This window comes from Anaerolineales bacterium (assembly GCA_037382465.1).
In the GTDB taxonomy this organism is placed as follows: domain Bacteria; phylum Chloroflexota; class Anaerolineae; order Anaerolineales; family E44-bin32; genus WVZH01.
The window spans coordinates 1-6037 of sequence record JARRPX010000099.1; the positions used below are offsets into that span (position 1 = coordinate 1).

Consider the following 6037-nt stretch of genomic DNA (forward strand, 5'->3'; position numbering starts at 1 on the left):
CCTCTCGCGTTAATTGCAGCAAGCATACTTGAAGTCTTTAGCCATCATAAAACTGTTCCAGCAAACACCGACCGCCGTCCGCCTAGGGTAAGTCGGACACAAAAGAAGAGCGATAAGCAAATGCTTATCGCTAAAGGGACACCCCACCATGTCGTGTGTGGCGGTGTTTTGAACCTGCTTTCGCAGGTGGGGTCGTACCCGCGGGCTCCGCCTTGGCTTAAGCCTATCGCGTCCCCCGACGAAGATCGAACCCCGTTTATATAGTGTTGGCTCAAAACGCGTGCTACATCACGATCATAGTAGGGCACAGCAATATATACCACGATCAGATCGGGTTGTCCATGCTTCACGAATCCTCATCCGTATCCACCACCCGAATGTGCAGCTCCGCCAATTGATCGGGGTCCGCCGGCGAAGGGGCGTTCGCCATAACGTCACGTGCGGCTTGATTCTTCGGGAAGGCGATCACCTCTCGGATATGCGCTTCGTTGGCAAATATCATCAGCAAACGATCGATGCCCGGCGCGATGCCCCCGTGCGGCGGCGTGCCGTATTCGAAGGCTTCCAGCATGTGGCCGAAGCGTTCCCGGGCGACATCCTTGTCCAGACCGATGAGTGAAAACACGCGTTCCTGGAGCTGGCGATCGTGGATTCGGATGCTTCCACCGCCCACCTCGACGCCGTTGAGCACCATGTCGTACTGCTGGCCGCGGGCTTTGTGGGGATCGGAGTCGAGCAAAGGGACATCTTCCGGAATCGGCGAAGTGAAAAGGTGATGGCTTGGATCCCAACGATTCTCGTTTTCGTTCCATTCGACGAAGGGAAAATCCAGCACCCAGCAGAACGCCAGGACATCAGGATCGATCAAACCGGATCGTTCGGCGAGATGATCGCGCAGCCGGCTCAGCGATTCGAAAACCACACCGGCATCACCGGCAACGAAGAGCAGCAAATCACCCGCTTGTGCGCCCAGTCTTTCTTGCATTGCCGTTCGAGTTTCCTCGCTGAGGAACTTCGCAAAAGAGGAGCGGATCTCCCCCGATTCCGTCAGGGCCAAATACGCAAGGCCTTTGGCTCCGAGAAGCTGCACGAATTCCACCAACTCGTCGATTTCCTTGCGGCTCGAATTCCCCCAGCCTTTGGCATTTATACCGCGTACCGATCCCTCCGAAGCAATCGTCTTTTCGAAAACCTGGAATCCGCATTCGCCTACCAAATCGCTGACGTCCTTCAATTCCATCCCGAAGCGAATGTCCGGCGCGTCCCGTCCAAATCGTTCGAGCGCTTCCACATAGGTCAAACGCGGCCAGGGCTTGGCCAGCAAACGTTTGTGCGGCAGCAGGGTCTCCACCATCGAAGTGAACAACTCTTCGGCCAAAGAAATCACGTCCTCACGCTCGACGAAGGACATCTCCAGATCGAGCTGCGTGAATTCGGGCTGGCGGTTGCCGCGTTGATCTTCATCACGGAAACAACGTGCGATCTGGAAGTAGCGCTCCACTCCGGCGACCATGAGCAACTGCTTTAACTGCTGCGGAGATTGCGGTAAGGCATAGAACTCGCCCGGATGAACGCGCGAGGGGACCAGATAGTCCCGCGCCCCTTCGGGTGTGGTCTTGAAGAGAATCGGGGTCTCGACCTCCCAGAAACCCCGTACATCCAGGAAATCGCGAATGTACTTCACCACGGCATGCCGCAGCTGCAGGTTGTGCTGCATGCGCGGCCGGCGCAGGTCGAGGTAGCGGTACTGCAGCCGTACCATCTCTTCGACTTCGCTCTCTTCGTTGATCGCAAACGGAGGCGTACGCGCCGGGTTGAGCACTTTGAGTCGATCTATGGCAACTTCGATCTGGCCCGTGGCCAGATCGGGATTTTCCATGTCCTCGGGACGTTTTCGAACCACGCCCTCCACCTGGATGACCCATTCGTTGCGCACGGCTTCCGCCGCCCGGTGCGCTTCAGTGGATTCCTCCGGATGGGCCACAACCTGCACGATTCCAGAGCGGTCGCGCAAATCGATGAAGGTCACACCTCCGTGGTCGCGCCGCCGGTTGACCCAACCAGCCAGCGTGACGCGTTCTCCGACGTGTTCGACCCGCAGGCTGCCGCAATCATGTGTGCGATACATACTGCCTCTCCTTCTCTCCTATAAAAACTTCGCCGCCCGGTCTGGATGACATCGGGCGGCGGGAAAATCTGGCCTCGGTGGCGCTAGCGCACGAACAATCCCACCACCCGATGGTTGCAATCATCGTCGTTGGAATTGTTGACTCGTGCGTCGACTTTTGGATGTGCGTGCATGTGTGGATTATAGCATCCAAGCGAAAGCGCGGTCAACTTTGAACACGAATTCAGACCGCGAGTTGGATGCGGATCAAGACGGCCTCCCGGACGGCCCGTTCGACGTCTTCCCGCAAGGGTACCCCTTTCTCGTCGAACCGGACGAATCGGGCCGCAGACTCATTTTCCTTCCCCAATTCTCGGATGAACCCTTCGGGTACAGCCTGGGAATTTCCTTGATTTTCGAGGAGGCCCGTTCCCAACAGAAGCTGCAACTCGCTTACTACGATGAAGATGGAAATCTCCTCGGATTCGTGGAGTTGCTGGAAGGCCCTGCATACGGGCAGGCAATTCTGCGCAGTGGATTCTTCGGCCTGGTTCTCGCCGGCGCGTTGTCGATCCTCCTGGCCGGAGCGGCAGGCCTGTGGTTCAGCCACCGGCTCAGCCGGCCCATTCTGGCGCTTTCAAGAAGCAGCGCCCGCATCGCCAACGGCGAGTACGCCAGCCGGGTGGAAATCGATCGCCAGGACGAACTCGGTCTGTTGGCCAAGACGTTCAACCGTATGGCGGAGAAAGTCGATGGAACGGTATCGACGCTGCGCCGCTTTGTCTCCGACGCGGCGCACGAACTGAACACCCCATTGACCGCGCTGCGCACCAACCTCGACCTGGCTAAAAATGAAAGAAAGGCTTCTCTTCGAAAAAAGGACCTCGAACAAGCCATCGAACAATCGGAACGATTGGAGCGCCTGTCAAACGCACTGCTCGATATTTCCCGGCTTGAAGCCAATATGAATCTTCAAGATACGGTCCGGTTGGATCTTGTCAGGCTGCTTCGTGAAGTCAGCGAGCGCTGCGCCTCACGCGCTGAACAATCGGCCATCGAATTCCACCTCGAGCTGCCTGCGGACTCGGTGGAGTTGATGGGCAGCGAAACACAGATGCGCCGCGCACTCGAAAACCTGCTCGACAATGCGCTGAAATTCACGCCACAAGGCGGAGAAATCCGGATCGGGCTTCGCCGGGAAGAAGATTTTGCAGCCATCTGGGTGGAAGATACCGGAATCGGCGTCCCGAAGACGAACTGCCAAATCTATTTCAACGTTTTCACAGGGCCTGCAACGCATACAGTTTTCCCGGCAGCGGCCTGGGACCGGTCATCGCGAAACGATCATCGAGGGACACGGCGGCTCGATCCATGTGGAAAACCTGGAACGCGGAACTCGCTTCATCTGCCGACTGCCTGCCGGACATTGAATCCGCCCCGCAAGGTAAAAAGACCCTGACCTCCAGTGAGCAGGATCCTCGATTCGGATTCCAGCAACGAACTCGAGCGATTATCCTTCGATCTCGTCTGGCTCGGTGATGGTAAAGGATTCGACCGTCTTCCGGAAGATGCTCAATTCATCGTGGCTCAACGCAGAGTCGGCGACCAGCAAGAAGCGATAGATCGCAAACGGAGCCTGGATGAAAAACTGATGAGAATAATTCGTTTCTTGACCGCGCTGCGGCACCTTGTAACTGGCGAGTACGTATTTCGCAGGCAGGGATCCGATCCAGAAATTCGAATCTTCTTCGATCGCCGAGTATTGTGAACCGGAGAGGATGGTCATCGCTTCGTTCGCCGATATCGCCCGAACGATGACTTTATGATTTCCAATTTTAAAGGGAAGAATCCCCGGGCCATCGCAGTGAACGGCGCCTTCCGGCAGGTCGATACGACAGCGGCGTTTCGGATTGACCAACCGGCCTTCTTCGAAGGTGTATTCTCGATCGGATTGCCCATCGATTCCAGCGCTAGAATCAGCAGGGATGTCCCCAGATTTGATCCTGCGCATGATAGAAAAACGCAGCAACCATCCCAGGGGTGTGGCCACGATTCGCATGATCAGCGCGAGGATACGGATACTCAACGGCGGAGCCTGAGGCAGAGGAAAGGCTTCCGACTGGGTAGATTTTGCCCGGCGCAGATGCAAATCGAAGCTCCCCACAGGGTCGTAGTTGCGCTTGCGAAAGCGCCTGTGGACGCAGGAAAATCCCGCCGAATCGGGAAAACCTTCCGTGACATACGCGTACTGCGCAGCAGCAGGTCCGGCGTGGATCGCGCTCGCAAATTCTGCGCAGATGGGGTCCTTAAAAACGCCTCGTTTCCTTTGGATTGCTGCAATGTCGGTCACTGCAAGATCTTTCAGGCTGCACTTCGCCAGAAGCGTAGGAATATCATTCGGGACATCGGAGAGATCGTCTGACCCATAATATTTTGGCTGCGAGTTGAAAGCCGCAATGGGTTTACGCTGCATATAAAGTTCGTAGCCCCAAACGTCACTGTCAAGCAGCCAGAGATGAAGGATGGGAAGCTGCAACAAATTCAACTCGAACAACAGCCTTTCATCTTCTTCGAAGTCGCTGTAGAGAATGATCGTCCAGCGATCGTTCCAGAAAAGATAGAACCCTCGCTCCCCCTCCATGTCGTCATCGAGCACGGAGGATCCTTCGATCTCGGAGAAACCTTTTCGGGACAACCAGGTCGTGATCTTCTGCTCGGCAACCTCGTGAACGTCGTCCGGTATGCTGTAGCTGCGGTAAAACGCTCCCATGCATTCTCCCGACTGGATCAAACGGATATTCAAACGGTCAAGAACGAACTATCAGGGATTTTACTGGATAAAATCCCTGATAGATTGGTACGCTGGTCATCGTGCTGCGGATATGTCAGATAGAGATAAGGCAGGTTTTCGGTCGGTCAGATCTCACGTGCCAGATCTACAATCTCGATGATCGCAGTATTCGCTATGTGCTCCTGATTGTATTGAGCCTCACCTTCCTGATGAACACTTATACACTCTCGCAGATTATGGACCTGCGTTGCGTCATTCCCCACGACGATTCGATTCTCACTTTTTGCTGTCATCTTCGGAAGGTTCATTCATCGACGGACGCTTCCTCAAGAAATACCAGGCCAAGATTACTATCAACACCGGGGGACCAAGGACCGGCAATATATAGAGCCCGATCCAGATCGCCAGTTCGAACAAACTGTGATAGGTCTGGGTCAGGGTTCGCTTCGCGCGCACGACGGTTTTCGAAGCGTCCCAGGGCGTGGGCGTCATGGTGGGCCGCGGCGTGTTCGTGGCCGTGGGCGTCAGCGTCGGCGTGGGAATCAGTTCCGGCAGGTCCGGTGAAATGGTGATGGTAATCGTCGAAAATGCGGCGCGATCTTCGAGATAGTTCATGCGGCCGCGGATCTCCTCGATCTGTCCCTCGATCTGGGAGAGTTCTTCGTTCACCTCCAACGCTTCATCTACTGTTTTGGCTTGATCCAGAAATGTCTTGATGCGATCGCGCGTCGCTTCGAGATTGGCAAGCTGAGACTCGAGGTCGACGTATTCGTCCGTGACGTCCTCGCCGTATGCGTTCTCGTCCGTGACTTTGACGGCGATGTCCCGCAGACGGCGCATGGTGCGTTCGAATTCATCGACCGGCACGCCAATCGTGATCGTGCTGTACTTGTAGGACTCGGATCCTCAATCCTGATACCAGACGCGGGAACTGATGATGTACCCACCGGCGTCGTCGACGATCTGCGTGGTGCGATCGATGGCGGTGTCCGAGTCTTCGACCAGGAGCGATATTTCGGCGTTTTTGATGATCATGCGGCTGGAGCGCTGCCCGAAATCGAGCAGCGCCATGTCGGAAGCGCCGCCCGAAGCGGCCTCGGACTCCGGGACTTCCTCCAAGGGCGGCGCTTCCGGAGCCA

General features: G+C 56.2%; 4 protein-coding genes, 1 other RNA gene and 1 pseudogene. 1 reads left to right on the forward strand and 5 read right to left on the reverse strand.

Annotated elements, in window-relative coordinates:
• Window positions 1–136: 136 nt before the first annotated feature.
• Together ssrS and aspS are read right to left on the reverse strand one after the other, a co-directional pair.
• Window positions 137–309, reverse strand: a non-coding RNA gene (gene ssrS, locus P8Z34_16555) — 6S RNA.
• A 37-nt stretch (window positions 310–346) separates the two neighbouring features.
• Window positions 347–2128, reverse strand: a complete 1782-nt coding sequence (gene aspS / locus P8Z34_16560; GenBank protein MEJ2552285.1) for an aspartate--tRNA ligase — start codon at window positions 2126–2128, stop codon at window positions 347–349.
• 175 nt (window positions 2129–2303) lie between these two features.
• On the opposite strand from aspS, the gene P8Z34_16565 reads away from it, so the two are divergent.
• Window positions 2304–3566, forward strand: a complete 1263-nt coding sequence (locus P8Z34_16565; GenBank protein ID MEJ2552286.1) for a HAMP domain-containing sensor histidine kinase — start codon at window positions 2304–2306, stop codon at window positions 3564–3566.
• Between the two features lie 51 nt (window positions 3567–3617).
• Here P8Z34_16565 and P8Z34_16570 read toward each other — a convergent pair whose 3' ends face one another.
• The 3 genes and pseudogenes from P8Z34_16570 to P8Z34_16580 all read right to left on the reverse strand — a co-directional run.
• Window positions 3618–4877, reverse strand: coding sequence for a hypothetical protein (locus tag P8Z34_16570; GenBank protein ID MEJ2552287.1), 1260 nt, complete (start codon window positions 4875–4877; stop codon window positions 3618–3620).
• Between the two features lie 297 nt (window positions 4878–5174).
• Window positions 5175–5783: pseudogene (locus P8Z34_16575) on the reverse strand (DUF4349 domain-containing protein).
• Window positions 5784–5804: 21 nt separating this feature from the next.
• Window positions 5805–6037 (reverse strand): hypothetical protein (locus P8Z34_16580; GenBank protein MEJ2552288.1); only part of this gene is annotated, 233 nt, incomplete at its 5' end.